The 26,269-nt window shown below is 64.7% G+C and carries 24 protein-coding genes; 14 read left to right on the forward strand and 10 right to left on the reverse strand.

Annotated elements, in window-relative coordinates; all coding sequences use genetic code 11:
- Positions 1-140: 140 nt before the first annotated feature.
- The 6 genes from XH91_RS04310 to XH91_RS04335 form a co-directional block, all read right to left on the reverse strand.
- Complete coding sequence (locus XH91_RS04310; protein WP_128949432.1) at positions 141-1,439, reverse strand: hemolysin family protein; 1,299 nt, start codon at positions 1,437-1,439, stop codon at positions 141-143.
- A 110-nt stretch (positions 1,440-1,549) separates the two neighbouring features.
- Positions 1,550-2,863, reverse strand: coding sequence for an ABC transporter ATP-binding protein (locus XH91_RS04315; protein WP_128949433.1), 1,314 nt, complete (start codon positions 2,861-2,863; stop codon positions 1,550-1,552).
- Positions 2,864-2,876: 13 nt separating this feature from the next.
- Positions 2,877-4,610, reverse strand: a complete 1,734-nt coding sequence (locus XH91_RS04320; protein ID WP_128949434.1) for an ABC transporter permease — start codon at positions 4,608-4,610, stop codon at positions 2,877-2,879.
- A gap of 30 nt (positions 4,611-4,640) precedes the next feature.
- The gene (locus XH91_RS04325) at positions 4,641-6,614 is read right to left on the reverse strand and encodes a carbohydrate porin (RefSeq protein WP_245470867.1); all 1,974 of its coding nucleotides are present in this window, start codon (positions 6,612-6,614) and stop codon (positions 4,641-4,643) included.
- Between the two features lie 388 nt (positions 6,615-7,002).
- Positions 7,003-7,266 (reverse strand): hypothetical protein, encoded by a 264-nt coding sequence (locus XH91_RS04330; protein WP_164934113.1) that lies wholly within the window; start codon positions 7,264-7,266, stop codon positions 7,003-7,005.
- 139 nt (positions 7,267-7,405) lie between these two features.
- Complete coding sequence (locus XH91_RS04335; RefSeq protein WP_128949437.1) at positions 7,406-8,212, reverse strand: creatininase family protein; 807 nt, start codon at positions 8,210-8,212, stop codon at positions 7,406-7,408.
- 139 nt (positions 8,213-8,351) lie between these two features.
- Between XH91_RS04335 and XH91_RS04340 the strand changes: the two genes are divergently transcribed.
- The 7 genes from XH91_RS04340 (at position 8,352) to XH91_RS04370 (ending at position 14,752) form a co-directional block, all read left to right on the forward strand.
- Positions 8,352-9,374, forward strand: coding sequence for an ABC transporter substrate-binding protein (locus XH91_RS04340; RefSeq protein WP_128949438.1), 1,023 nt, complete (start codon positions 8,352-8,354; stop codon positions 9,372-9,374).
- A 194-nt stretch (positions 9,375-9,568) separates the two neighbouring features.
- Positions 9,569-10,384, forward strand: coding sequence for an ABC transporter ATP-binding protein (locus XH91_RS04345; RefSeq protein WP_128954720.1), 816 nt, complete (start codon positions 9,569-9,571; stop codon positions 10,382-10,384).
- Positions 10,381-11,199, forward strand: coding sequence for an ABC transporter permease (locus XH91_RS04350; RefSeq protein WP_128949439.1), 819 nt, complete (start codon positions 10,381-10,383; stop codon positions 11,197-11,199). Before XH91_RS04345 ends, XH91_RS04350 begins: the two co-directional genes overlap by 4 nt.
- The gene (locus XH91_RS04355) at positions 11,199-12,188 is read left to right on the forward strand and encodes a 2-hydroxyacid dehydrogenase (protein WP_128949440.1); all 990 of its coding nucleotides are present in this window, start codon (positions 11,199-11,201) and stop codon (positions 12,186-12,188) included. The genes XH91_RS04350 and XH91_RS04355 overlap by 1 nt, the downstream gene beginning before the upstream one ends.
- A complete protein-coding gene (locus XH91_RS04360) occupies positions 12,188-12,880 on the forward strand; it encodes an AprI/Inh family metalloprotease inhibitor (RefSeq protein WP_128949441.1) in 693 nt (230 codons plus the stop codon). The genes XH91_RS04355 and XH91_RS04360 overlap by 1 nt, the downstream gene beginning before the upstream one ends.
- A 152-nt stretch (positions 12,881-13,032) precedes the next feature.
- Positions 13,033-13,440, forward strand: coding sequence for a YciI family protein (locus XH91_RS04365; protein ID WP_128949442.1), 408 nt, complete (start codon positions 13,033-13,035; stop codon positions 13,438-13,440).
- Between the two features lie 31 nt (positions 13,441-13,471).
- Complete coding sequence (locus tag XH91_RS04370; protein ID WP_128949443.1) at positions 13,472-14,752, forward strand: RNA polymerase sigma factor; 1,281 nt, start codon at positions 13,472-13,474, stop codon at positions 14,750-14,752.
- Here the strand turns inward: XH91_RS04370 and XH91_RS04375 are convergent.
- Positions 14,749-16,164, reverse strand: coding sequence for a peptidoglycan-binding protein (locus XH91_RS04375; protein ID WP_128949444.1), 1,416 nt, complete (start codon positions 16,162-16,164; stop codon positions 14,749-14,751). The genes XH91_RS04370 and XH91_RS04375 overlap by 4 nt on opposite strands.
- 295 nt (positions 16,165-16,459) lie before the next feature.
- Between XH91_RS04375 and XH91_RS04380 the strand changes: the two genes are divergently transcribed.
- The 3 genes from XH91_RS04380 to XH91_RS04390 all read left to right on the forward strand — a co-directional run bounded on the left by XH91_RS04380 (position 16,460) and on the right by XH91_RS04390 (position 17,984).
- Positions 16,460-16,780: a hypothetical protein gene (locus XH91_RS04380; RefSeq protein ID WP_128949445.1), complete on the forward strand. Its 321-nt coding sequence runs from the start codon at positions 16,460-16,462 to the stop codon at positions 16,778-16,780.
- 153 nt (positions 16,781-16,933) lie between these two features.
- Positions 16,934-17,239: a YMGG-like glycine zipper-containing protein gene (locus tag XH91_RS04385; protein ID WP_128949446.1), complete on the forward strand. Its 306-nt coding sequence runs from the start codon at positions 16,934-16,936 to the stop codon at positions 17,237-17,239.
- A 340-nt stretch (positions 17,240-17,579) separates the two neighbouring features.
- The gene (locus XH91_RS04390) at positions 17,580-17,984 is read left to right on the forward strand and encodes a VOC family protein (protein WP_128949447.1); all 405 of its coding nucleotides are present in this window, start codon (positions 17,580-17,582) and stop codon (positions 17,982-17,984) included.
- 270 nt (positions 17,985-18,254) lie between these two features.
- On the opposite strand, the gene radC is transcribed toward XH91_RS04390, so the two are convergent.
- Positions 18,255-18,968 carry a RadC family protein gene (radC, locus tag XH91_RS04395; protein ID WP_128949448.1) on the reverse strand — a complete coding sequence of 238 codons (714 nt, stop codon included), beginning with the start codon at positions 18,966-18,968 and terminating at the stop codon, positions 18,255-18,257.
- A gap of 339 nt (positions 18,969-19,307) precedes the next feature.
- Between radC and XH91_RS04400 the strand changes: the two genes are divergently transcribed.
- The 3 genes from XH91_RS04400 (at position 19,308) to XH91_RS04410 (ending at position 21,944) form a co-directional block, all read left to right on the forward strand.
- Positions 19,308-20,417: a serine hydrolase domain-containing protein gene (locus tag XH91_RS04400; protein WP_245477275.1), complete on the forward strand. Its 1,110-nt coding sequence runs from the start codon at positions 19,308-19,310 to the stop codon at positions 20,415-20,417.
- Positions 20,418-20,520: 103 nt separating this feature from the next.
- Positions 20,521-20,961, forward strand: coding sequence for an antibiotic biosynthesis monooxygenase family protein (locus XH91_RS04405; protein ID WP_128949450.1), 441 nt, complete (start codon positions 20,521-20,523; stop codon positions 20,959-20,961).
- Between the two features lie 65 nt (positions 20,962-21,026).
- Positions 21,027-21,944: a sigma-70 family RNA polymerase sigma factor gene (locus tag XH91_RS04410; RefSeq protein WP_283813043.1), complete on the forward strand. Its 918-nt coding sequence runs from the start codon at positions 21,027-21,029 to the stop codon at positions 21,942-21,944.
- 19 nt (positions 21,945-21,963) lie between these two features.
- Here XH91_RS04410 and map read toward each other — a convergent pair whose 3' ends face one another.
- Positions 21,964-22,782: a type I methionyl aminopeptidase gene (gene map / locus XH91_RS04415; RefSeq protein WP_128949451.1), complete on the reverse strand. Its 819-nt coding sequence runs from the start codon at positions 22,780-22,782 to the stop codon at positions 21,964-21,966.
- A gap of 110 nt (positions 22,783-22,892) precedes the next feature.
- Positions 22,893-24,209 (reverse strand): mechanosensitive ion channel family protein, encoded by a 1,317-nt coding sequence (locus XH91_RS04420; protein ID WP_128949452.1) that lies wholly within the window; start codon positions 24,207-24,209, stop codon positions 22,893-22,895.
- A gap of 212 nt (positions 24,210-24,421) precedes the next feature.
- Here XH91_RS04420 and XH91_RS04425 point away from each other — a divergent pair, with 212 nt between their 5' ends.
- The gene (locus XH91_RS04425) at positions 24,422-26,215 is read left to right on the forward strand and encodes a potassium/proton antiporter (protein WP_128949453.1); all 1,794 of its coding nucleotides are present in this window, start codon (positions 24,422-24,424) and stop codon (positions 26,213-26,215) included.
- Positions 26,216-26,269: the final 54 nt, after the last annotated feature.

The raw sequence follows: 26,269 nt of genomic DNA on the forward strand, positions 1-26,269 counted from the left end.
ATGAGTCTGGCGAAGATTGATCGTTACGCGGTACGGCGACCTGCGCACTCTCGATAGATCGCGCGGTATGGGTCCCGGCCTTCGCCGGGACGACGGCGGGGGTTGGCGCGGCGATTTGCGCTCTCACTCACTGCCGGCTGCTACCCCGTCTCCACCTCACCCCGCCGGCTCGCCAGAATTTTGTCGATCCGCCGGCCGTCGAGATCGACCACCTCGATATGCCAGCCGGCGAAGTCGAAGGCGTCGCCGACATTGGGCAGCACGGTGAATTGCTGCAGCACCAGGCCGGCAACGGTGTTGTAGCGGTGGTGCGGCGGCAGCTCGACGCTCAACAGCTCGCCGAACTCGTCGACCGGCATCCAGCCCGAGACGAGCAGCGAGCCATCCGCACGCCTGACATAGGCCGGTTCCGGCGGGCCTTCCTCCGAGTGAAACGCCCCGACGATCGATTCGAGAATGTCGGCCGCGGTCACCACGCCTTCGAACGCGCCGTATTCGTCATGGACGAGGCCGATATGCACGGGCGCGGCCTTCAGGATCGCGAGCACGTCGCGCGCGTCCGCGGACGCCGGAATGATCGGCGTCTCGCGGACCAGCGCGCGCAGATCGGGCGTTCGCTCGCGCATATAGGCGATGAGCAGATCCTTGGCCTGGAGCACGCCGATCGGCTTGTCGCGATCGCCGTCGCAGACCGGAAAGCGCGAATGCGGGCTCTTGGCGATCAGCGCCTGGATCACGTCCTGATCATCGTTCAGGTCGACCTCGTCGACCTCCGTGCGCGGCGTCATCACCGCGCCGACGGGGCGGTCGCCGAGCCGCATCACGCCCGCGATCATTTCCTTCTCGCCGGGCTCGAGTACGCCGGCGCTTTCGGCCTCGTTGACGAGATGATGGATCTCGTCCTCCGACACTTTCTCTTCGGCCTTGCCACCGCGACCGAGCAGCGTGAGGATCAGCTTGCCGGAGACGTCGAGCAGAAACACCAGCGGCAGCGAGACCCGCGCCAGCACATGCATCGCCGGCGCAACCTTGACCGCGATGCTTTCAGGATCGCGCAGCGCCACCTGCTTCGGCACCAGCTCGCCGACGATCAGCGTCGCATAGGTGATGATGGTGACGACGATGCCGACACCGACGATGTCGGCGATGCCCGAGGACAGGCCGAGCTCGACCAGCCATTGCGTCAGCCGCTGCCCCAGCGTCGCGCCCGAGAAGGCGCCGGAGAGCACTCCGACCAGCGTGATGCCGATCTGCACGGTCGAAAGAAACTTTCCGGGATCGGCAGCCAATGTCAGCGCGCGCTCGGCCCCGCGCACGCCCTTGGCCGCCAGCAGCGACAGCCGCGCCGGGCGCGATGAGACCACGGCCAGTTCCGACATGGAGAGCAGGCCGTTGATGACGATCAGGACGACGACGATGATGAGTTCGACGGACAACATTGTGCGCAAGGACGAGGGACGATGAGCCCGGCGGACGCCGGACCAAGCCCCTTATATATGAAAGCGATGCGCGCTTTGCCCGGTTCCGACCAAATTGTCGCAGGTCAAGTTCAGCTGCTTTCGCCGGGGTTTTCGAGGCTGAACGTGTCCGATTGCTCGTCATAGGCGAACAGCTCGGCATAGCGGCCCCACGAGACGATCGTCTTCAACGTGTCCTCGGCGTCTTCCTCGGACATGTAGTCCTCCAATTCATTCCGGAAACGAGCGACGGGCGCGGTGTGGGACGTGCGTTCATCGAGCACACGCTTGATCAGGGCCATCACTGGAACAAAGGTGAGTGCATGCTCGGCAAAAAGTTTCTTGCGGGCGTCGGTTTCAAGATTGGCAAACCGGTTGCCGGCATCCGATAGCACGAGATCGCCTTCACTCAACTGGGCGAACCGCAGCAATTGAAGGGACTCGCCGAAGTGGATGATCTCGCCCGCTTCCAGTTGGAGACTGCCGGCAAGCACAGGCAGGTCGGCGTGGCCGTTGTACGGCGGCCCGGACAACGTCTCGATCAGGCCTGAAAGGACGTTCGATGAAACATGGTGCAGAACCATGCCGATGCCGGTGCCCGGAATGCCCTCGATCGAAGCGGGCCTGGCCTCGGGACGCTGGGTCATGCGGGCATAGATGCTGTCGACCAATTGCCGGAAGACCGGATCCAGCCGATTGCGCGGATGCGGCAGATCGACTTTGATCTCTGCGGCGACCCGTCCCGGGTTCGACGAGAACACCAGAATGCGATCACACATCAGGACCGCTTCCTCGATATTGTGCGTGACCATCAATACCGACTTGATCGGCAATCGACCCTCGATCCAGAGATCGATCAGGTCGGTACGCAGCGTTTCCGCCGTGAGCACGTCGAGCGCCGAAAACGGTTCGTCCATCAGCAGCAGGTCCGGATGCACGACCAGCGCGCGGGCAAAGCCGACGCGCTGGCGCATGCCGCCCGACAATTCCTTGGGAAAGGCCGACTCGAATCCGTCGAGGCCGATCAGGTCGATCGCCGCGAGCGCGCGCTTGCGGCGCTCGGTCGCGTCGACGCCGAGCGCCTCCAGTCCGAGCTCGACGTTTTGCAGCACCGTCAGCCAGGGGAACAGCGCGAACGACTGAAACACCATGGCGACGCCGTTCGGCGGTCCCGCGATGATCTCGCCCCGGCAGGTCGCCTGTCCCGTCGACGGGGCGACGAGACCGGCGATGATCCGCAGCAGCGTCGATTTGCCGGAGCCGGAGCGGCCCAGCAAGCCGACGATCTCGCCGGAGCGGATCGTCAGATCGACCTTCTCCAGCACCAGCAGCTCCTCGCCGCTGCCCTTCGGAAAGGAGCGGCAGACACCACGGATATCGATGAGCGCAGGGGGATGATCGAGCATGATGGTCTCCTCGTCAGCCAAGCCGCAGGCGGCGTTCGCCGAAGGCGTAGAGCGGTCGCCAAACCAGGCGATTGAACAGCGTCACCAGAATGCACATCGTGGCGATCCCGAGAACGACACGCCTGAAATCGCCCGCTTCGGTCGCGGATGCAATATAGGCGCCGAGCCCGGTCGCGTTCAGATGCGTGTCGCCCCAGCTGGCCACTTCGGCGACGATCGACGCATTCCAGGAGCCGCCGGACGCGGTGATCGCGCCGGTGACGTAATAAGGAAAGATGCCGGGCAGGATCACCTTGAACCACCAGCGCCATCCGCCGAGATGAAGGCTGCTCGCGGCCTCGCGCAGATCGCTCGGAAAGGCGCTGGCGCCGGCGATGACGTTGAACAGGATGTACCATTGCGTGCCCAGGATCATCAGCGGGCTCAGCCAGACGTTCGGATTGAGCTTGAAGCTCACGATGGCGACGACGAAGACCGGAAAGGCGAGGTTGGCGGGGAACGCAGCGAGAAACTGCGCCAGCGGCTGGATGCGCTCGGCCAGCTTGGGACGCAAGCCGATCCAGACGCCGATCGGTACCCAGACCAGGGTCGCCAGGCTGATCAGGACGATGACGCGCAGCAGCGTAATCAACCCGTCGCGGATCACGACCAGCGCATCGCTCAAGCCCAGACTTGCCGACAGATAGCGATAGGTCAGCCAGGCGGCGTAGGCCGTGCCGGCGAGGATGACGGCCAGCCAGAGTCCGTCGATCAATCGAGAAGGTTGGCCCTTGCTCTTCGTTGCTTCCCTTAGCCTGGGCAACGAGATGCGCAAATTCGAAACGACGCGATTGATCGCGGAGAAGGGCAGCGTCACCGCACGCAGGGCGCGGGTTCGCCGAAACAGGTCCAGCATCCATGAGGTGGGTGGCTCGCCGGACGCGGTCTGCTCGAAGCGGAATTTGTCGGCCCAGGCAATGATGGGCCGGAACAGCAGTTGATCATAGGCGATGATGACGAGCAGCATGGCGAGGATCGCGTAGAAGATCGCCGGCAAATCGCGCTGCTGGATCGCCAGCGCGACATAGGATCCGACACCCGGCAGGGTCACCGTGGTGTTGCCGACGGTGATCGCTTCCGAGGCGACCACGAAGAACCAGCCGCCCGACATCGACATCATCGCGTTCCAGATCAGTCCCGGCATCGCGAAGGGCACGTCGAGGCGCCAGAAGCGCTGCCACTCCGAGAGATGAAAGCTCTGCGTCGCCTCTTCCAGGTCCTTCGGCACGTTTCGCATCGACTGGTACATGCTGAACGTCATGTTCCAGGCCTGGCTCGTGAAGATCGCGAACACCGAGGCGAGCTCGGCACCGAGCACCTGGCTCGGAAACAGATTCATGAAGAAGACGACCGTGAAGGTCAGAAAGCCCAGGATCGGCACCGACTGGAGGATGTCCAGCACCGGGATCATGACCATCTCTGCACGTCGGCTCTTGGCGGCAATCGCGGCGTAGATGAAGGTGAAGATCGTCGAGCAAACGATCGCGAGCAGCATCCGCAACACGGTGCGCAGCGCATAGAGCGGCAGGTTTGCCGGATCGAGCGAGACCGGGGTGCGCTCCAGCTCGGACAAGGGCGCGACGGTCTGCTCGCCGCCATAGACGATCAGCACCATGGCCCCGATCACGAGGATCAGGGCGACGATATCCCAGACATTGGGGCGTAGCGCCCGGCCGATCGCGGCCGTGCGGATATCTCTTGGCTTCATGGGCCCGCCTTCTGGGCAACAATTCTGGTCTTAGAACTCGGCGTGCAGTCGGCCCGAGAAGATCGAGACCGGTCCACGATCGGCGTTATAGGCCGGGTTTGTGATCAATTGATAGTCGCCGGTCAGCGTCACCCCTTTGATCACCGAATAAGCGTAATACGCTTCGAGGATGCGTTCGGTCCGATAGTTGAGCTGGCCGTCGCCGATCAGGAGGCCCGTGCCGCCAGCTGCGAGGAAGTCGCGATGCGCTGATGACAGGGCGTTGATGGCACCGCCGATGCCGACCGTGTCGTCAGGACGTCCCCAGTGGCTGCCCTTGATCGACAGGCCGCCCGACAGGCTTCGGTCGATGTCGGTGAAGGACAGGATCTGGTTCTGGCCGTCATTCCAGCTCGCCCGCGCGAACAGTCCGACGTCGTTGACGATCTGCTGCTCGAGATTGACATAGAAGCCGTATTTGAGCCGGGTGCGCTGATCGGCTGTGGTGATGGTATTGATATCCAGCGCCGGATTGGCCGCAGCCAGATCCACGACCTCGCGGTAGTTTGCGGTGTTGCCGCTGTTGGCGAACACGCCGATACGCAATTTGCCGGGCTGCTCGAGCAGCGTATGGCGCTCCTCGAACTCGACCACCGAGCCGCCGGTCTTGAAGGTCAGCAAATCGCTGTTCGGCGCCGACGGCACCTGGAACAAGCCGGCGCGGATCGCCCAGTCCTTGCGATTGAGCTCGACCACGCCGCCGCGCGTGTAGCCGGGCAGGTCGGCGGGGAAGTCGTAGGCCGCCGACGACCACATCGCCCAGTTCATGAAGTCGGCGCGCGGGTCTTTTGCGTAGGAGTTGCCGTCGAAGAAATCGCCGACGGCGAAGCGGCCGACGATCAGCGTGACGCGGTCGACATCGTGCTTGCCGGCCAGTTGGTTCGGTCCGTCCTCGACCGCTTCCTGCTCGCCGCCGAGCCCGAAGGTCTGCTTGAGGTAGTAGCGCTGCGCGCGGATCTTCGGGAATGGCGCGCCCGCCTTCTGCGCTTCGCCGTTGGAGAAGCCGGCAAGGCCGAGCGTGCCGTTGAGGCCAAAGCCCTGCGCGAGCTCTGGATCGAAATAGATTTCTCCGCCGTCCCACAGCCGCGCGCCCAGGAACGCCGTCGTGGTCCATGTCGCCTGGAACTGGCCGCGGCCGGGCAGGCTCTGCGGGCTCGCATAGGGCGAATGGATCGGTCCATAGCCTTGCGGCAGCAAAGTCGTCTGCGCGTGGACGTTCCAGTCGTCGGACTCAGGCAGCTTGGGCTTGCCGACCGCCGGCATCCACGGCGTGTCGCCGAACTGGTAGTTCAGGCCAAGCTTGAACAGATGGATACGCGGATCGACGTTGACGCTGCCGAGGCCAAAGCCGCTGAGGTCGTAGCTCTTGCGGGAGAGGTCGACATACTCGTATTCGGCCTTCGCGGTCCAATTGCCGCTGACGGCGTATTCGAGACCGAGGCCCGCCGTCCATCCGGCCTGATAGTGACCGACAGGGAAGAGCGGCGTGACGCCGTCCGTGTCGTTGACGTTGATGTGCGTGTGGCCCCAGGCGACACCACCGGTGACGTAGGGCATGAAGCGGTCGAAGGCATAACCGACGCGGCCGCGCACGGTGCCGACGTAGTCGATTGTGGTGTTGAACGGTGCCGGTGAGCGCGCCAGTGCAGGACCGTCAGTCGGCGCCGTGAAGGTCGAATCGGCCTCGATGCCGAGCACCACGCCATTGGCGAGTTGCCTGTTATAGCCGAGCTGATAGCCGCCGCTGAAACCTGTTGCGCTGTGAGGCAGCAGCGCGCCCTGCTCGGGCAGGGGATTGGTGCCGGGACCGAAGCCCGCATCGCCGTAACCAACGTGGCCGCCGACATAGAAGCCGGTCCAGTCGTAGACGGTCTTCGCGGCGCGCGCCTTCAGCGGCAGGTCGGCGGCAAGGCCGGCAGCCGGCAGCACGAGCACACCCGAGGCGAGCGCCGCGGCTGTCCGCAAATACCGGCAACGATGACTTCTCAACGTCAAAACGCACGCCCCCAAAGACGCGAATGTAACCTCGCCGCCGCGACATCCCTGCCGAATCGCGGCGGTCCTGTCATCAGGGTCTTGGCTGGTCACGCGATCGAACGAGATGAATTCGTTTCGACGCGATTTCATCCCCGCCCCGCATTCGTTCGGACCTTATTGCTAATAATTCGCAATAGCAACTCGGCCAGAATGTCGCAGAGATGGTTCGCATCCTTATGTGACGGTATTGCAACGAATTCCCGGCCCCGAAAAAGGATGACCCGCCCGGGGGGACAACCGGGCGGGTCGGGGCACGACACGGGGTGGATGAGGCGCCCGTGTCGGACGCGGGATCCACTTAGATCGGCCTCAACATTCAGTAGCAGGTGCGAACGCTGCCGACGTACTGCCCGAAGGCGTTGTAGCGGGGGGACCAGCCGCAGCGGTGATAGTCGTAATAATAGGGCTGGTTGCTGGCGGCGATCGCGGTGCCGACGATGGCGGCGGTGGCGATGCCGGCTCCGACGCCCCAGCCCCAGCCGAGCGGCTTGGCCTGAGCAGTCGAGGTCGTGGACGCAATGCCAGCGGTGACGGTGAGGGCTGCGAGAGCGACAGCGGCAATCTTGGTCTTGATCGACATGTGAAACTCCATCCGGGTTGAGGCGGTCCGTTGTGGTCCGCGTGCCCAATTGGACGGAGACTTGCCGGATCAGGTTCGAAGGCGCTTCAGGCAGCTCGCGAATCCCGCTCTTTCCGAAGCAATTCCAACAAGATGTCGGCTACCCAAGAGGGCCCTTGGCGAGCCTGCTCACGTCGAAGTTATCGACTTCAGCCAGCAGCTCGCAAAACGCGCGCGCGCCCTGGTCGAGCAGTTGATCGCCCTTTGCTGCCACCGCCAGCGTCGCGTTACCGACGGCGCCGCTCGCGTTGAGATCCTGTGCCTGCCAGGCAAAGGGTGCGGGCCGCTGTGTCGAGAGCCAGCGATATTGTTGCTCCATCGCGATACTGCTCGCGGGAAAATCCGCGATCGCGTCAGTGCGCACCTGGTCCGGATAGCGCGCCAGCATGATCGAGGTCTCGATTGCGCCACCGTGAATGCCGTGGCGCACTTCGTCTGATGGGAACAGCTTTTCCGCAGCAGACAGCCGCGACCACGACGTCGTCACCACGAACAGTTTCTGATGCGCGCGAAGGTCCTGCGCCACCAGCATCATCGCTGCGCTGTTGCCGCCATGGCTGGTGATGATGACGAGCTTCTTGACGCCGCGTCGCGCGATGTCCTCGCCGATACCTGTCCAGCGCTTCAGCGCCACCTCGGTCGGCAGCGTCTGCGTGCCCGGATAATCGATATGCTCGGTGGAAATGCCGACCGGTTCGACGGGCAGGAACGTCACCGGAAGCGCCGCGGGCATCAGCTCGCGCAGGCGTGCCAGATAGGCCTCGGCGATCAGCACGTCGGTCTCGTATGGCAGATGCGGGCCGTGCTGCTCGGTCGCCGCCAGGGGCAGCACCGCGATCCAGCGCGCGGTGTCCGCGAGAGCAGCATCGGCCCAGCGGATTTCGTTCCATTCGCGGGAAGGCGTCATCAAGGTTTCTTTGCCCGAATTTGTCACGTAGTTTGGGGTTATCAGGGGACGCGGGCCCGACCGGTTCGCGTCCCCTGATATGTTGCGGTTTTATCGCGTTGTTGTCACATCGGCCAGAAGCGATCCACGGAGTGCATTCATGAGCCCCCCTCATCTGCGGCGAGCGTTAACGGCGGGCTTGCTGGCCTCTCTCGTGTCGATCCTGCCGGCGCGCAGCGAGACCCTGGACAAGGTCACCTTCGGCACCAATTGGGTCGCCGAGGCCGAGCATGGCGGCTTCTTCCAGGCCGTTGCCGACGGCACCTACAAGAAGTACGGCCTCGACGTCAGCATCGTGCCGGGCGGGCCGAACGAGAACAACCGGATGCTGCTGATCGCCGGCAAGATCGATTTCTTCATGGCCGCGAACACGCTGATGTCGTTCGACGCGGTCGCCAACAACGTTCCCGTGGTAACGATCGCCGCGATGTTCCAGAAGGACCCGCAGGTGCTGCTGTCGCAGCCCGATGCGAAGGTCACCAAGCTGGAGGACCTCAAGCCGCTGACGCTGTTCGTCTCCAAGGAGGGCATGAGCAGCTATTTCCAGTGGCTCAAGTCCGAATATGGTTTCAGCGAGAAGAACGTCCGGCCCTATAATTTCAACCCGCAGCCCTTCATCGCCAATCCCAAGAGCGCGATGCAGGGCTATGTCACCTCCGAGCCCTTCGCGGTCGAGAAGGCCGCCGGCTTCAAGCCCAACGTCATCCTGCTCGCCGATGCCGGCTTCAACACCTATTCGACGCTGATCGAGACCCGCCGCGACATTGTCGAAAAGAAGCCGGACCTGGTGCAGCGCTTCGTCGATGCCTCGATCGTCGGCTGGTACAATTACATCTACGGCGACAATTCCGCCGGCAATGCCATGATCAAGAAGCTCAATCCTGAAATGACCGACGACCTGCTCGCCTATTCCGTCGCCAAGATGAAGCAATACGGCATCGTCGATTCCGGCGACAGCCTCAAGGCCGGTATCGGCGCGATGAGCGACGAGCGTTACACGTCCTTCTTCAACAAGATGGTGAAGGCGGGCGTCGTGAGGAGCGATCTCGACTTCCGCAAGTCCTACACGTTGCGCTTCGTCAACAAGGGCGTCGGCGTCGAGCTGCGCCCGGCTAAGCCGTAACGCATGCGATCGAATCCGACAATGCCGATGGCGGGGTTCACCTCTCCCGAAGGGAGAGGTCGCATCGCATCCTTGGATGCGATGCGGGTGAGGGCTTACGCTCTCTCGCGGGACCTGCGTCCCCTCACCCGGCGCTACGCGCCGACCTCTCCCCGATGGGGAGAGGTGACGTGCCCCGCAACGATCAGCGAACGATGGTAGAGAGCAAACCTTCGTCCACGGTCGAGGCCAGCCTGACGGCGCTCGCCGTCAGCCTGCGCGGCGTGACGAAGGTTTACGACAACGGCGTCATGGCGCTCGGTCCGCTCGACCTCGCGGTGCGCAGGGGCGAGTTCATCTCGCTGCTCGGCCCCTCCGGTTGCGGCAAGTCGACGGCGCTGCGGCTGATTGCGGGGCTCAGCACGGCGTCATCAGGCACGGTGCGGGTGTCGCGCCACGAAGGTGAGCTGCAGCCGGGTCATGGCATCGGCTTCGTGTTCCAGGAGCCGACCCTGATGCCCTGGACCAGCGTGCGCGAGAACGTGCGGCTGCCGCTGAAGCTTGGCGGCATCGCGAAGGCCGAAGGGCGGGCCCGCGCCGACGCAGCGCTGGCGAGCGTTGGGCTTGCCGACTTCGCCGACGCGTTTCCGCGCGAATTGTCCGGCGGCATGAAGATGCGGGTGTCGCTCGCCCGGGCGCTCGTCACCGATCCGGATATCCTGCTCATGGACGAGCCGTTCGCGGCGCTCGACGAGATCACGCGCTTCCGCCTCAACAACGACCTGCTCGCATTGTGGCGCGGCCTCGGCAAGACCGTCATCTTCGTCACCCATTCGGTGTTCGAATCCGTCTATCTGTCGCAGCGCGTCGTTGTCATGACGGCGCGGCCCGGCCGCATCCAGGCCGATATCCGCATCGAGGCCGTCGAGCCGCGCGGCGAGGAGTTTCGCACCTCGGCGGCGTACTCGGATTATTGCCGGCGCGTCTCGGCCGCGCTCGCGCCGTCCTATTCAGGGCAGTCGACACTATGAACGCGCAAGCCCCGGTCCCCGCAAAGCCATCAGGCGCACAAAGCGCGGTGCGCCTCGTGCTGCCCGTCATCGTGTTGGCGGCCGGCCTCGCCGTCTGGGAGCTCGTGGTCCGCATCCGGGAGATTCCGCCCTATGTGCTGCCGGCGCCGTCGGCGATTGTCCTGACGCTGATCAAGGACCGGGCCGTGTTGTCGCAATCGCTCGCCACCACGCTGCTGACGACGCTTGAGGGGTTCATCGCCGCAAGCATCGGCGGCATCGCGCTGGCGCTGTTGTTCAACCAGTCGAAATGGGTGGAATATTCGCTGTTCCCCTATGCGATCGTGCTGCAGGTGACGCCTGTCATCGCAATCGCACCGCTGCTGCTGATCTATCTGGAGCAGCAGACCGCCGTGGTCGTCTGCGCCTTCATCGTCGCGTTCTTCCCGGTGCTGTCCAACACCACGCTCGGGCTCAATTCGGTCGACCGCAACCTCGCCGGCCTGTTCCAGCTGTATGGCGCTTCGCCGCCACAGACCCTGCGCTTCCTGAAGCTGCCCGCGGCGCTGCCCTATATTCTGGGCGGCCTGCGCATCGCCGGCGGCCTGTCGCTGATCGGCGCCGTCGTGGCCGAGATCGCCGCGGGAACGGCGGGCGCCGGCTCGGGCCTCGCCTATAGGATCGCGGAATCCGGCTATCGCCTGAACATACCCCGCATGTTCGCAGCGCTGTTGTTGTTGTCGCTGGCCGGGATTGTCATCTATGGGGTGCTGGCGCTAATTTCCCACCTCGTTTTACGGCGCTGGCATGAGAGCGCGCTTGGAAAGGAAACCTGATGTCTACCGGTTCGATTTCGTCCGACAAGATCGACCTTCTGATCTATGGGCCGGCGCGGCCGATCCTCGAGAACGGGTTTTCCGATCATTTTGTCGTGCACAAGGCCGAGACACACGGTGACCTCGAGCGATTGACGCCGGCGATCCGCGACAAGATCCGCGGCGTCGCCGTGACCTATCACACCGTCCGCGCCGACCGGGATTCGCTGTCGCAGCTGCCCAAGATCGAGATGGTGGCGAGCTTCGGCGTCGGCTACGACCATATCGACGCCAAATACGCGGCCGAGCACAATATCATCGTCACCAACACGCCCGACGTGCTGACCGAGGAGGTCGCCGACGTCGCGATGGGCCTTCTGATCTCCACCGTCCGCGAATTCATCAAGGCCGATCGCTATGTGCGTTCGGGCCTCTGGCAGACGCAGAACTATCCGCTCAGTGTCGGCTCGCTCCGCGACCGCAAGGTCGGCATCGTCGGCATGGGCCGGATCGGTCAGGCCATTGCGCGCCGGCTCGATGCCTCGCTGGTGCCGGTGGTCTATCACTCGCGCAATCCGTCCAAGGACGTCACCTACAAGCACTATCCTGATCTGATCGAGATGGCGAAAGCCGTGGACACGCTCGTCGTGATCGTGCCCGGCGGCGCCTCGACCAACAAGATGATCAATGCCGAGGTGTTCAAGGCGCTCGGCCCGCGTGGCGTGCTGGTCAACGTCGCGCGGGGTTCCGTCGTCGACGAGCAGGCGCTGGTCCAGGCGCTGAAATCAGGCACCATCCTCGCCGCCGGCCTCGACGTGTTCGCGGCCGAGCCGAACGTGCCAGATGAACTCAAGGCCATGCAGAACGTCGTGCTGCTGCCGCATATCGGTTCGGCCTCGGTGGTGACGCGCAACGCCATGGACCAGCTGGTGGTCGACAACCTCAAGTCATGGTTCTCCGGCAAGCCGCCGCTGACGCCGGTGGCCGAAACCCCGTTCAAGGGACGCTGATGCAAATTCTCAGGGCGGTTGCATTCGCCGTCGCGGCCCTTTTGGCCGCGATCGGCATTGCGCATGCGCAGGATGCGACGACCCTGAAGAAGGAGATGGTCGGGCAGTGGGAGCTCTCGACCACCGAACGCAGCAAGACCTGCGTCGTCACGATGAAGGGCGATGCCGCCGCGCAAGGCTTCAAGCTCGAGCTCGAGCCGGCCTGCAAGAGCGCGCTGCCCTTTACCAAGGACATCGTCGCCTGGAACATCAAGGGCCTCGACATCGTCCGTCTGCAGGACGCATCGGGCGAATCCGTGATCGACTTCACCGAGGTCGAGGCCGGCATCTTCGAGGGCCTCCGGCAAGGTGAGGGCGTCTATATCCTGCAAGACCTCGCGGCCGCCCGCTCGATGGCGAAATCGATGGACCAGATGATCGGCGACTGGGCGATGGTCCGGAGCAATGGCCAGCCGATCTGCGGCTTGACACTGACCAACACCGAGGCCGACCAGGACAATTTCCAGGTCTTCCTCAAGCCGAAATGCGATGCGGCCATTGCGCAGTTCAACCCGACGCAATGGCGGCTCGAGCGCGGCCAGATCATCCTGATGTCGAAATCCGGCGAGGTCTGGCAGTTCGAGGCCGACGACAATGCGCAATGGCGGCGGGTTCCCGATACGGCCGACCCCTTGATCCTGCTGCGCCAATAGGCGCCCGTTCGTTGACTTTTCTGCCCTGCAGTTTGTCCCGTGCCCGATTTTTTCTGAGGTCATGTCGATCCGGCCCCGGCTGGATCGTCATCTGGGTAGCGAGCTGATCGCGCGGCCGAACCGGCCGCGTCTCGCCTTATCAGGAGTGTTGCATGCGGTTCATGTACATCGTCACCTCCAGTCAGCCGATGAAAGGCCCGAGCCCTGCGCTGATGGAGGCCATGCAGAAAATATCCGAGCGGGAAATCAAGGCCGGCCGGATGATCGACAATGGCGGGCTGATGCCACTTGCGACTGGCGCGCGCGTGCGCATCGTCGACGGCGAGCTCAGCGTGATCGACGGTCCCTTCATCGAGGCCAAGGAAGTGGTCGGCGGCTACGCCATTTTCGAGCTGCGCGACAAGGCGGAGGCCCTGGCCATGGCCAAGGAGTTCATGCAGCTACACCTCGATCACATGCCGGGCTGGGACGGGACCTGCGAATTGCGGGCGTTCGCCACCCCGGGCGTGGACGGGGCCTGCGAGGTCGATGCCAGATCGGCCGTAGCCGCTCACGCCTGATGGCCATCTGCGCGCCTCCCGGTCGGCGGCGATGACGGCCGCCGACATCGATCAAGCCGTCCGTGCCACTGTCCACGCCACCTGGCGTGTGGTGCAGCCGCGGCTGATCGCGACGCTGTCGCGGATGCTGCGCGACGTGCCGCTCGCGGAGGAGCTGACCCAGGATGCGCTGGTGGCGGCGCTGGAAGCGTGGCCCGCCACCGGCATCCCTGACAATCCCGGCGCCTGGCTGATGACATCGGCGCGGCGCCGGGCGCTCGATCATCTGCGTCGCGGCAGGTTGCTGAGCGTCAAGCACGACATGCTGGCGCGGGAGATGTTGCAGGAGCAGGAGATCGTGCCCGATTTCGATGCCGCGCTCGACGACGACATCGGCGATGAATTGCTGCGGCTGATCTTCACCGCCTGTCATCCGATCCTGTCGCGCGAGGCGCGCGCGGCGCTGGCGCTGCGCATGATCTGCGGGCTGACCACGTCCGAGATCGCGCGCGCCTATCTCGTGCCCGAAGCCACCATCTCCCAGCGCATCGTTCGCGCCAAGCGGACGCTGTCGAATTCCGGTCTCGCCTACGAGACGCCATCAGGCGAGGCTTTGTCGGAACGCCTCGCTTCGGTGCTCGAAGTCGTCTATTTGATCTTCAACGAGGGCTACCTCGCGGCGCGCGGCGAGGAATGGCTGCGTCCGCAGCTCTGCGACGAGGCGCTGCGCATGGGGCGCGTGCTCGCCGGTCTCGCCCCGGACGAGCCCGAGGTGCACGGCCTCGTCGCCCTGATGGATTTGAATGCCTCGCGGGCCGGTGCGCGCACCGACACGAACGGCGATCCCGTTCTGCTGATGGACCAGGATCGCACGCTCTGGGACTGGTTGCAGATCCGCCGCGGCCTGCGTTCGCTCGCGCGCGCCGGCGAGCTTGGCGGTGCCGATGGATTCTACGCACTCCAGGCGGCGATTGCGGCGTGCCACGCCAGAGCGGAGACTGCTGCAGCGACAAACTGGCGGCACATCGCGCAGCTTTACGCCGAGCTGGCGCAGCTGGTGCGCTCGCCGGTCATCGAGCTCAACCGCGCGGTCGCGGTCGGCATGGCCGAGGGACCGCAAGCCGGCCTCGACGTGCTGGACGCGGTCGCCTGCGCGCCGGCGCTGGCGACCTATCATCATCTGCCGGCGGTTCGCGGCGATCTGCTGCAAAAGCTCGGACGGCTCGCAGAAGCGCGGCAGGCTTTCGAAGCCGCCGCGCATCTTGCGACCAACGGACGCGAGCGTGGGCTGATGCAGCGCCGCGCCGCCGCCCTCGACGCCCGGAAGATCTAGCTCGTCACCTTGGGTGGCGGCGCGGTGCCCTGGGCCCATTTCTCCAGTTTGCCGAGCACGCCCCAGGCGGTGAGCGCGAGTGAGATCGGGAGCGCGAATTGGCTCAGGCCCGGAACCGCACTCGCGATCGTTCCCAATAGCCCGGCAAGACCTCCCGCATTGGGGCTAGCGGTCACCGCGGAGAGCAGCGCGGTGATGAGCGAGCCGCCGATGCCGAGCGCGGTCTTCTTGCCGTCGAGCATCTTGCCGATGGTCTCGCCAAGCGCACCGTTGACCTGGCCGAGCACGGGCTTGCTGTCTTTGCTGAGAAGTGTGCCGAGCAGGTCGACGATCGGCTTCAGCTGATCGGCAGGTCCAAGTCCAGGTCCTGCAACGGGAGCGCCCAATGGGGTTGGTCCAGTCGCTGGTGCCGCGTTGTTGGCGAGAGCCAAAAGCCGCTCGAGCAGGCTGATCGGATCGTTGGCCACTGTCGTTGTCGCTCCGGATATTACGGTTCCTGACGTCGTCCCTCCCTGGCTTGCGGCTCCGCCTTGCAGCAATTGCGCGAGGCTCTCCAGGCGCGACAGGATCTGGGACAGATCGAGGGTGGGCGTCTGCACCGGTTGTATCCCTGCGCGCGTGATGGCTGCGATCGTGGTCCCGTCGAGCACGCCGGTATCCTGCAGGCCGTTCTGCTGCTGAAACTGCGAGACCGCCGCCTTGGTCTTGGGTCCGCTGATGCCGTCTTCGACCAGCGGCGGCCGGGTGCCGAGCTTGTTGAGGGCCTGCTGCATCAGCAGGACCGATGACGCCACGTCCTCGTCGGGTTCGGAACGCGGGACAATGGATGGGCTGCCGTCGAAATCGATCGAGGAATCCTGCGACATCATCGCGTGCAGGATGACCGCGGTGCCCAGCTGGGTATCGACATAGTTCGGATCGAATACATGGTCGGCCACGAATTTGCCGGCCCTCGCCTCGGTCGGCCCGTAAAGGGTCGAGCCGCCATAGAGATAGGGCGAGTTGACGCCCCTGGCGTGATAGCCGAGGCCGTTGAAGCATTCCAGCCGGTACAGGGTGCGCGCGATGCACCAGTCCTGCGCACCGACGAAGTTCTGGATCCTCAGCGCATCCACGGCGCCTTCGACGAACGAGGCGAACGGGCCGCGTCCTTTCGGAACGAGAGATGTCACGCGATGCAGCGCCTCGCCGTTGCCGAGATAGGTGTCGAAATCGAAATTGGATTCGCGATAGTGGCAGAGCGCGACGAAGCACCAGGGCACGCCTGTGAGCCGCTCGACTTGTTGGTAGGTCGCCTTGCCGTTGATGGCCTTGCGGGCCGTTGCGTTGGCCTCCGCCAGGCGTGTGGGCCGGATCTGGAGATTGGCCCAGTTGTTCTCATACCCGCTCTTCAGGCTTTCGTATGACACCATTTCCTGCTCCCGCGAATTGATGAAATATCGGTTCGTTGTGCAAATCAGGCGTGAGCGGCATGCGGCCGTCGGCGGGCAAGCGCTCTGGGCGTGGTTCGGCAAATCTGGCATTCCGTCGCCGGAGTGCGTGTGAAATGGCTTACAGGTGCGGCGCGAAAGATTGCGGTCAAAGGACGCGACATCGGACCGACGCGCTTGCTGACGTCGCGGCGCGTCATCCTGTCGGATGGCCGGCTTGTTGAGCGATTCCGTTTATGCAACCATGCGGAGAGTAAAGCTTCGCCGGGATGCTTCGATGTTCAGAGCCGCAGTCATTGTCGTTCTCGCGCTTGCGTTGTCCGCCTGCGATGTCGTGGCCGTCGTGAAGGACGGCATGCGCCAAGCCGCGGCGGTCGAAGGCGATCTCGAGCAGTCGACCGGCGTCAAGCCGCAGGTCGGCTTCAACTGGCACAATGGCCGCCTCACCTCGGTGACCGTCCTGTTTCCGAAACCGTATGCGGCGAAACCGCTGGGTGACCTCGCGGGCCTGGTGCGCGCGGCGGTGACCAGGGAATTCAAGCAGACGCCGGACGCGATCGTGCTCTCCTTCACCCTGGACAAGGAATCCTCGATCTGAGCCGGAGCAATGGTAACCCGATCTTCGACGATGGGCGTCGCGGCAGGCGGACGCTTTGGCGCAAGGGGCAGGGCGCGCCTGGCTTCAAACAATTAGTCTGGCCCGCGATGGTCCCAGCCGTTATGACTGGCCGCATCAGATGGAGGATTCGGGATGCTTCGACGCCTTGGAATTGCAGCGTGCTTCTCAGTTGCTTTTGTCGTCCCGCTGCATGACGCGGTGGCGCAGGACGCCGTCGGCGGCGCCATCCTCGGCGGCGTGGGCGGAGCGATTGTGGGCGGCGCGCTTGGCGGCGGCCGCGGCGCAGCCATCGGTGCCGTCGTCGGCGCCGGCACGGGAGCTGCCATCGCCGCCGAAGGCGAGCGCCGCCGCTCCGGCTATTATGCCTATCAGCGCGGCTGCTACATGCAGCGCCGGGACGGCCGTTACGTTCCGGTCGATCCGCGTTACTGCTACTGAACCGAACGAGCGCCGGCGTCGTCTCGCACGCGCCGGTGCTGCCTTGTCTGATCGTTGTCTCCAGGCCGCGCTGGCGCGGCTGACGGCGTCGCCGAGCTCGGCATTGGTGCAGGCGTTACCGCCGATGCCCCACAGCCTGTCCATCGCATAGACCATGCTGACGAAAATCCGCTCCCGGCGGATGCGGTTCTTCCGTCGCCTTATGCGGCTTTGGTCGTTTCCTTGCGGTGAGATCACGATCGTTATATAACGATCGTGATCTTAAGATCGCGCCGCCTGCCGCGGGACCGCTCTCCAGGCCTGCTCAGAGACCGATCAATCCAAGCGAGGAGTGCGAGATATGCGCCTGTCGAACTATCTGTTCTTCACGACCCAGTGCGAACCGGCGCTTGCCTTCTACGCGGCCTGCGGTCTCGGCAGCGTCACCGAGATCATGCGCCACGGCGAGTCCGGCATGCCGCTTCGGAATCCGGCGATGCGCGGCAAGATCATGCACGCCAAGTTCGAAGGCCCGGGCGTCTGCTTCTATGCCTCGGACAACGACGACGCCGAACCCATGCGCGGCTCCGCCCATCTCCTCGTCATGGATGACCAGAAGGCAACCACCGACTTGTTCACACGTCTCGCCGACGGCGGCACGGTCACCACGCCGCTCGGTATCCAGCCCTGGGGCGACTATTACGGCAAGCTCACCGATCGCTTCGGCGTGCAATGGATGCTGAATTGCACGTTGACGCGTCTGTAGCGCGAAGGCTCGGCCACCGGCCGGCGCGCAAGATCAGCTACGTCCCGCCGGCGCTTCAGGCATCATCTGGCGCAGCGGCTCCGGCGAGATCGAGCGTCGGCAACATCCGGAAAGACCTATAATTTCACGCGGTCGGAATGGACGAACTACAGAAATGGAGCTTGACGTTCGACAGGCTCGATCTGCGCGGCAAGGATCGCGAAGGCCGCGACGTTTCGGTGGACGGTGAGCCCGGCGGATAGTGAGACCGTCGCGGTCCCGCACCGCGACTCAAATCAACCGCATCCCCTTCAGGCTCGCATGCCCGTTCTTGCCGACGATGATGTGGTCGTGCACCGAAATCCCCAGTGGCTTGGCGATTTCGATGATCGCCTTGGTCATCTGGATGTCGGCCTGCGAGGGCGAGGGATCGCCCGAGGGATGGTTGTGCACCAGGATCAGCGCGGTCGCCGACAGCTCCAGCGCGCGCTTGATCACCTCGCGCGGATAAACAGGGGTGTGGTCGACGGTGCCGGTCTGCTGGACCTCGTCGGCGATGAGCTGGTTGCGCTTGTCGAGGAAGAGCAGGCGAAACTGCTCCTTGTCGGCGAAGGCCATGCTGGTGCGGCAATAGGCGATCACCTCGTTCCAGGATGACAGCGCGTTGCGGCTGTTGACCTCGCCCTTGGCGACCCGGTGCGCCGCTGCCGCGATCAGCTTGAGCTGGTTGATCGCCGCTTCGCCGACGCCGTCGACCTCGCGCAGCCGCGCCATCGGGGCATGCACGACCTCGGCGAACGAGCCGAACGTTTTGATCAAGGTCTTCGCCAGCGGCTTGGTGTCGCGCCGCGGCAGCGCCGGAAACAGCGCCATCTCCAACAGTTCATAGTCGCTGAGCGCATCCGCGCCCACGCTGTAAAAGCGCTCGCGCAGCCGCTCACGATGGCCGAGATAGTGCGGCGTGTCCTCCGGCTTGCTCTTGTCGGTGTCGGTCTTGGCGGGCATTGCCCGCCAGCATTGCCGCGGATGATCGCTTTTGCAACCGTCAATTGCGGCGGTTTCGGTGGCTTGATGTCAATCCCAGCACGCGCTCCGCAAAAAATTCCGCCTTCGCCGTTTCCAGCGACCAGTCCCGTTCGTCTTGATGGCTGTGGGCTCGCCTGACCCGCCATCCCGGCGAGCAGGCCGAGCTCTTGATGGAGACTACCGATGTGGCCGTTTCGAAGTCTTTCACGCCGCACAGTTCTTGCGCGGAGTGCCGTTGCGACCCTTGCCGTGGCCGCGCCGGCCTTGAGCCGGCCTGCGAAATCAGAAGCCGATGAACGCAGAGCCCGTCTCGATCGGGTGATCGATCGCGCCATCGCCGCGCGGCGCATCGTCGGCAGCGTCGTGTTGGTGATGCAGGATGGCGACATCGTCTATCGCCGTGCCGCTGGTTTTGCGGATCGTGAGGCCGCCTCGCCGATGCGCGAGGACGCCATGTTCCGCCTTGCCTCGCTGTCGAAGCCGATCGTCTCGGTCGCCGCGATGGCTCTGGTCGAGCGCGGCGGGCTGGATCCGCAGGACCCCGTCACCAAATGGCTGCCGGATTTCCGGCCGCAGACCGCGGATGGAAAAATCCCCGAAATCACCATCCATCATCTGCTCACTCATACATCAGGGCTTTCCTACGGATTTCTCCAGCCGCCCGACAGTCCCTATCAGCGTGCGGGAATCTCCGACGGCCTCGACCGGTCGGACATCACGCTCGACGAGGAGATCCGCCGTATCGCCGCCGCGCCGCTGCTCTACCAGCCGGGCACGCGATGGGGCTATTCGCTCGCAACCGACGTGCTCGGCGCCGTCATCGCCAAGGCGGCCGGCGAGCCCTTGCCTGACGCTGTTCGCCGTTTCGTCACGACGCCGCTTGCGATGCGCGATACGACCTTCTTCGTCGAGGACGGCGCGCGGCTCGCGGTGCCCTATGTCGACGGCAAGCCGGAGCCGGCGCGGATGGCGGACCCGCAGCTTGTGCCGTTCCGGGGCCCCGGGATCATTCATGCGTCGCCGTCGCGCGCGCTCGATCGTCAGGCCTTTCCGTCCGGCGGCGCCGGCCTCGTCAGCACGGCCGGCGATTACGCCCGCCTTGCCGAGGCGATCCGCCTCGGCGGCGCGGCGGTCCTGAAAGCGTCGACGGTGCAGCGGATGACGACCAGCCAGATCGGCGATCTGACGCCGTCGGGACTTCCCGCCTGGGGTTTTGGCTACGGCGCCTTTGTCCTGAAGGACAGCGCGCTGGCGAAATCGCCACAGGGGGCGGGAACCTGGACCTTCAATTGCGCCTACGGCCAGAGCTTTTTCGTCGATCCCGTCGAGCGGCTGACCGTCGTCGCCTTCACCAATACCGGCCTCGAGGGCGGCTTCGGTGCCTTTCCGATTGAAATTCGTGACGCGGTCTATGGGCGGAGCAGCTGAGCGAAAAAAATTGCCGACCGACCGTTTCCTTTTCACGGCCCCGTTCGTCTCAGCCTTGTGACACCCGCCTCGCGTCCAGCACAGTCTTCGAAGGAAAACCTCGATGCCAGAGATCAAACCCACGCCATCGCGACGAGCCATCGTTGCCACCAGCCTTGGTGCCGGTGCCTTGCTCGCCGCCCGGATCGTCCCGTCCCACAGCCAGACCAGGAGCTCGAACATGGAAGCCACCATCCGCACCGGCAGCGACATCACCACCCTCGTCAACGTCTTCACGGTCGAGCCTGATAAGCAGCAGAAACTGGTCCAGCTCCTGAAAGAGGGCACCGAGAACTTCTTCAGCAAGCAGCCCGGCTTCATCTCGTCCAGCGTCCACGCCGGCAAGGAGGGCGGCCGGGCCATCAACTACTCGCAATGGAAAAGCGCTGGCGACATCGAGAATTTCCGCAAAGATCCGAAATTCATGCCTTACATCCAGCGCCTCGCTGCGATCGCCAAGGCCGAGACGATCCTGTGCGAGGTCGTCGAGGTCAACCATGCCTGACTTCTGGCGTGTGGCGCCTCGCCTCTGTTTGACGTATTTCGCTTGTTTGTGACGGGAGGCTCGGTTTGGCAGACGATGTGACGAGCAATGGCGCGGGGGCGGTCAGACAGACCGCCCTTCAGGCTCTCGAACGCCTCGCGGTGGAGATGCGGCCGCAGCTGCATCGTTACTGTGCGCGCATGACGGGCTCCGTCATCGACGGCGAGGACGTGCTTCAGGACGCGCTGCTCAAGGCTTTCGAGGCCGCACCGCGAACCGGGCCGCTGGACAATCCGGAAGGCTGGCTGTTCCGCATCGCCCACAACGCGACGCTGGATTTCCTGCGCCGGCGCGCCCGCTACAACGCTGCTCACGCCGATGAAGATCTGGACATGATCCCCGCTTTGACCAGCCCCGTGACCGAACGCGAGAGCGTCACCGCGAGCCTCGGCACCTTCATGCGCCTGCCGGTGGCGCAGCGCAGCGCGGTGATCCTGCGCGACGTGCTCGGCTATTCCGTCGACGAGGTCTGCAGCATCATGTGCGGCAGCGTGCCGGCGACCAAGGGCGCGCTGCAACGCGGCCGCGTCCGCCTGCGCGAGCTCGCGGCGGAGCCCGACGACGTCAGGCCTCCCGAACTCGAGACCGCCGAACGCGCCCGCCTGATGCACTATGTCGAGCGCTTCAACGCCCGCGATTTCGAGTCGCTGCGCGACATGCTGGCCGACGACGTGCGGCTGGAGATGGTCAACCGGACGCGCCGGGCCGGCCGCCGCGATGTCAGCGAGTATTTCGGGCGCTATGCCGAGACCAGCCCCTGGCATTGCGTCCCGGGCTTCGTCGACCGGCGCCCCGCGATCATCATGTTCGATCCGCAGGATCCGTCAGGCCCGCCGCGCTACTTCGTCCTGCTCGACTGGGACAATGGCAGCATCGTCAACATCAGGGATTTTCTGTTCGCGCACTACGCGATCGAAGGCGCCGAATTGTTCACGCTGGACTGATGAGTCGGGTGGACGCAGCTCAGCCGATCTGCTTCTCGCCGTGCCGCTCCGACAGCGTGAAGATCTCGACGCCTGACGCGGTGACGCCGACCGAGTGCTCGAACTGCGCCGACAGCGAGCGGTCGCGGGTCACCGCGGTCCAGCCGTCGGACAGGATCTTCACATGCGGCTTGCCGAGATTGATCATCGGCTCGATGGTGAAGAACATGCCGGGCTTGAGCTGCACGCCCTCGCCGGGCCGGCCGATATGGATGATGTTCGGCTCGTCGTGGAACATGCGTCCCAGGCCATGGCCGCAGAAATCGCGCACCACGCTCATGCCCTGCGGCTCGACGAAACTCTGGATGGCGTGGCCGATGTCGCCGGTGGTGGCGCCGGGCTTCACCGCGGCGATGCCGCGCATCATCGCTTCATAGGTTACCTCGATCAGCCGCTCGGCCTTGCGCGCGATCGGGCCGACCGCATACATCCGGCTGGAATCGCCGTACCAGCCGTCGACGATGAAGGTGACGTCGATGTTGACGATGTCGCCCTCCTTCAGCGGCCGGTCGCCGGGCATGCCGTGGCAGACCACGTGGTTGAGCGAGGTGCAGGTCGAATAGCGATAGCCGCGATACATCAGCGTCGCCGGATAGGCGCCGTGGCTGAAGGCGAACTCGCGGACGAACTCGTCGATGCGATCGGTCGGCACGCCCGGGCCGACGATGTCGGTGAGCTCGTCGAGGCACTTCGCCACCAGAGCACCCGCCTTGCGCATGCCGGCAAAGGCGGCCGGACCATGCAGCTTGATCTGTCCGGTCTTGCGCAGGGAGGTATCGGTGGCTTCGACGTAGCTCATGCGGGCGCTATCTTCTGGAATACGGCGGAAGGGCTTGATTTGAGGCCCTAATTTAATGATTGCGGGCTTTCATGCAAGTTGTGCCTAGCCGCCATGCGCCCGAAAGCGGCTCAATTCGGGACTTCTACGGTGGTTTCGACCGGCAGCGCCCCGCCGCGGACGCGGATTTCGCGGACGGGGTAGGGAACCCGGATGCCCTCGCGCTTGAAGGCGTCCCACAGCGCCAGCATCACGTCGCTCTTGACGGCGTCCATGCCGTCGGGGTCCGCAAGCCAGAGCGTCAGCGAGAACTTCATGCCGGCCTCGGCGAACTCGGTCAGCAGGCAGTTCGGCGGCTTGCCCTTTTGCGCGCGAGGATGGGCGGAGGCGGTCTCGATCGCGAGCTTGCAGACCAGCTTGGGGTCGGCGTCGTAATTGGTGCCGAAGGTGATCTTCACCAGCGTGTTCTTGTCGGTATAGGTCCAGTTGACGACCTTCTGCGTCACCAGATCCTCGTTCGGCACCAGGAATTCGCGGCCGTCGCCGGCGGCCACCGAAATATAGCGCGTCTTCATCGCGCTGATGCGGCCGGTATTGTCGCCGATGGTGACGAGGTCGCCCGGCTTCACCGATTTGTCGGCGAGCAGGATGATGCCGGAGATGAAGTTGGCGACGATCTTCTGCAGGCCGATACCGATACCAACGCCGACCGCGCCGGAGAACACCGCAAGCGCCGAGAGGTCGATGCCGACCGTGCCGAGCGCGATCACGATCGCGACCGCAAGCAGCCCGATGCGGATGATCTTGATCAGCAGCACCTGGACCGACGGCGTCAGATCGGTCGTCGAGTTGATCTTGCTCTCGGCGAAATTGCTGGCGATGTTGGTGAGCCAGAGCGCGAGGATCAGCAGCGCGCCGGCCTTGAGCAGCAGCAGCGGCGTCAGCCTGAGACCGCCGAGCACGATGGCGTAGGAATCGAGCAGGTCCACCGTGCTGTCGAGCTGGCCGAGGATGGACAGCGCGGCGACGAACCAGGCCGCGACCGACACCAGCCTGACGAAGAAGGCGTTGCGCAGCACCGAGGTCAGGAGCCGGATCGCGAGCCAGGCGAGCCCGAGCTTGGCGGCGACCATCAGCAGATAGCTGCGGCTCGGCCAGGTCGCGTGATACATCACCACGCGCGAGATGATCACCAGCAGCGTGAAGACCGCCGTCGAGGCGCTCGCGACCATCACGCGGGCGAAGTGCCGGAGCGGCAGCGGCCAGCGATTCGCCACCGAGTTCATGTCGACGCGGTTGTGAACGCCGGCGTCCGCCGCATAGGCGATCCCGGCCGCCGCCAGGATCAGCCCGAATTGCAGGTAGAACCAGGGCGAGGAGATCTCCGCTCCGACGCTGCGCGCAGTCGTCTGCACGAACTCCATGAGGTCTTTGAGGTCCATGTCCATCTGACGGTCTCGGGGAAGCGGTCGGGCGGGTTTGATTCGAAGGCGCCGCAGAATCCCATAAAGGCTGCAGCCGGGCCATCGATACACCGTGAAATGAAGCGCGTTAAGGCCGCAAAATACGGGCAGATTGCCGCGAGTGGGAGAAAATGGGTTGGCGCCGAAGTGTGGCGACGATAAGGATGCAATTCCAGCGATTTGTACCCGGAAGGTGGATGGCTTCCCTCGACTCGTTCAGCATCGCCATTCTGCTCGGCGCCGTCCTCGTCATGGCCGGCATCCTGTCGAGTCTGCTCGCGCTGCGCTTCGGTGCGCCGCTGCTGCTGGTCTTCCTCGCGATCGGCATGCTGGCGGGCGATGCGGGCCCCGGCCAGCTCCAGTTCAACGATGTCGGCACCACCTATCTGGTCGGGTCGGTGGCGCTGGCGCTGATCCTGTTCGACGGCGGGTTGAAGACGCGCTTTGCCAGCATCCGCACGGTGCTCGCACCCTCCGTGGTGCTCGCCACCGTCGGCGTGCTCCTGACCGCGCTGATCACGGCGCCGTTCGCGAAATACGCGCTCGACCTCAACTGGACCGAGTCGCTGCTGGTCGGCGCGGTGGTGGCCTCGACCGACGCGGCCGCGGTGTTCCTCTTGGTGCACACCCAGGGCCTGCGCCTGCGCCCGCGCGTCGGCGCGACGCTGGAAGCGGAATCCGGCACCAACGATCCCTTCGCGATCTTCCTCACCTTGATGCTGGTCGAATACATCTCGCTGGGCTCGAGCACGCCAGGCCATGTGGTGATGGAGTTTGTCCAGGAGGCGTTGCTCGGCGCCGTCGTCGGCGTCATCGGTGGCCGCCTCGTCGTCATCGGGCTCAACAAGGTCGCGCTGCCGCAGGGCCTGCACGCCCCGTTCGTGACCACGGCTGCGCTGGTGATCTTCGGCGGCTCGCAGATCATGCACGCCTCGGGATTCCTGGCGGTCTATCTCGCCGGCATCATCATCGGCAACCGCCCGACGCGCGCGCATAATTCGGTGGTGGCGTTCCTGGATGCCGCGACCTGGCTGGCGCAGATCGTGATGTTCGTGCTGCTGGGCCTGTTGGTGTCGCCGAGCCGCCTCGGCTCCAGCGTGTGGCCTGCGATCGGCGTCGCCTTCGTGCTGATGCTGGTGGCGCGGCCGATCGCGGTGTTCGTGTGCCTGGCGCCCTTCCGCTTCAACTGGCGCGAAAAGATCTTCATCGCCTGGACGGGCCTGCGCGGCGCGGTCGCGATCTTCCTGGCCTCGATCCCGATGCTGGTCGGCCTGTCCAAGGCCTATCTCTATTTCGACGTCGCCTTCGTCGTCGTCATCATCTCGCTGCTGCTGCAGGGCTGGACGCTGGCGCCGGCCGCGCGCAAGCTGCATGTGGCGCTGCCCCGCGCCGAGCGTGGACCCCGCCGCATCGAGCTGGATCTGCCCGGCCAGCTCGAGCAGCAGCTGGTCGGCTATCCGGTGCGGCCGAAGAGCCTGTATTTCCGCCGTGGCCTGATCCCGTCCTGGTCGAAGCCGACGCTGGTGATCCGCAACGAGAACATCCTGACGCCGGTGGAAGCCGAGCCGGTCGCGCCCGGCGACTACATCTACCTGCTGGCGCCGCCGGAGAAAGCCGAGGCGCTCGACCGCTTCTTCGTCGACATGCAGCCGAGCACGGCGCCCGATCCGCATCTGCTCGGCGACTTCATGGTGTCGGGCGAGCACACGCTCGCCGAGCTCGCCGGGATCTACGGCGTCAAGGTCAGCGAGGACGAAGGCAAGCTCACGCTCGCCGATTATTTCGACGTCCATCTCGACCGCGCGCCGAAGGAAGGTGCCGAGCTGCCGCTCGACGAGATCGTGCTGGTCGCACGCAGCATCTCCGGCGGCCGCGTCAACGTCGTCGGCCTCCGCCTGCCGGAAGACGACGAAACGCCGGCGCCGCTGACGCGCTCGCAGGCACTGAGGAACAAGCTCGCGGAGATATGGACGTCGGTGGCGGGGGTTTAGTCTCTCTCCGTCATTCCTGGGCGCGCAGCGCGAACCCGGAATCCATTTCTCCGC

It is taken from the genome of Bradyrhizobium guangzhouense (assembly GCF_004114955.1).
Classification (GTDB): domain Bacteria; phylum Pseudomonadota; class Alphaproteobacteria; order Rhizobiales; family Xanthobacteraceae; genus Bradyrhizobium; species Bradyrhizobium guangzhouense.

Coding starts and splice junctions, on each gene's coding strand:
- XH91_RS04340 (WP_128949438.1), top strand. CDS start 8,352: ATGAGCCCCCCTCATCTGCGGCGAGCGTTAACGGCGGGCTTGCTGGCC.
- map (WP_128949451.1), bottom strand. CDS start 22,782: ATGAGCTACGTCGAAGCCACCGATACCTCCCTGCGCAAGACCGGACAG.
- XH91_RS04405 (WP_128949450.1), top strand. CDS start 20,521: ATGCCAGAGATCAAACCCACGCCATCGCGACGAGCCATCGTTGCCACC.
- XH91_RS04330 (WP_164934113.1), bottom strand. CDS start 7,266: ATGTCGATCAAGACCAAGATTGCCGCTGTCGCTCTCGCAGCCCTCACC.
- XH91_RS04360 (WP_128949441.1), top strand. CDS start 12,188: ATGCAAATTCTCAGGGCGGTTGCATTCGCCGTCGCGGCCCTTTTGGCC.
- XH91_RS04320 (WP_128949434.1), bottom strand. CDS start 4,610: ATGAAGCCAAGAGATATCCGCACGGCCGCGATCGGCCGGGCGCTACGC.
- XH91_RS04365 (WP_128949442.1), top strand. CDS start 13,033: ATGCGGTTCATGTACATCGTCACCTCCAGTCAGCCGATGAAAGGCCCG.
- XH91_RS04425 (WP_128949453.1), top strand. CDS start 24,422: ATGGCTTCCCTCGACTCGTTCAGCATCGCCATTCTGCTCGGCGCCGTC.
- XH91_RS04385 (WP_128949446.1), top strand. CDS start 16,934: ATGCTTCGACGCCTTGGAATTGCAGCGTGCTTCTCAGTTGCTTTTGTC.
- XH91_RS04370 (WP_128949443.1), top strand. CDS start 13,472: ATGACGGCCGCCGACATCGATCAAGCCGTCCGTGCCACTGTCCACGCC.
- XH91_RS04345 (WP_128954720.1), top strand. CDS start 9,569: ATGGTAGAGAGCAAACCTTCGTCCACGGTCGAGGCCAGCCTGACGGCG.
- XH91_RS04420 (WP_128949452.1), bottom strand. CDS start 24,209: ATGGACATGGACCTCAAAGACCTCATGGAGTTCGTGCAGACGACTGCG.
- radC (WP_128949448.1), bottom strand. CDS start 18,968: ATGCCCGCCAAGACCGACACCGACAAGAGCAAGCCGGAGGACACGCCG.
- XH91_RS04355 (WP_128949440.1), top strand. CDS start 11,199: ATGTCTACCGGTTCGATTTCGTCCGACAAGATCGACCTTCTGATCTAT.
- XH91_RS04375 (WP_128949444.1), bottom strand. CDS start 16,164: ATGGTGTCATACGAAAGCCTGAAGAGCGGGTATGAGAACAACTGGGCC.
- XH91_RS04350 (WP_128949439.1), top strand. CDS start 10,381: ATGAACGCGCAAGCCCCGGTCCCCGCAAAGCCATCAGGCGCACAAAGC.
- XH91_RS04380 (WP_128949445.1), top strand. CDS start 16,460: ATGTTCAGAGCCGCAGTCATTGTCGTTCTCGCGCTTGCGTTGTCCGCC.
- XH91_RS04335 (WP_128949437.1), bottom strand. CDS start 8,212: ATGACGCCTTCCCGCGAATGGAACGAAATCCGCTGGGCCGATGCTGCT.
- XH91_RS04310 (WP_128949432.1), bottom strand. CDS start 1,439: ATGTTGTCCGTCGAACTCATCATCGTCGTCGTCCTGATCGTCATCAAC.
- XH91_RS04315 (WP_128949433.1), bottom strand. CDS start 2,863: ATGCTCGATCATCCCCCTGCGCTCATCGATATCCGTGGTGTCTGCCGC.
- XH91_RS04390 (WP_128949447.1), top strand. CDS start 17,580: ATGCGCCTGTCGAACTATCTGTTCTTCACGACCCAGTGCGAACCGGCG.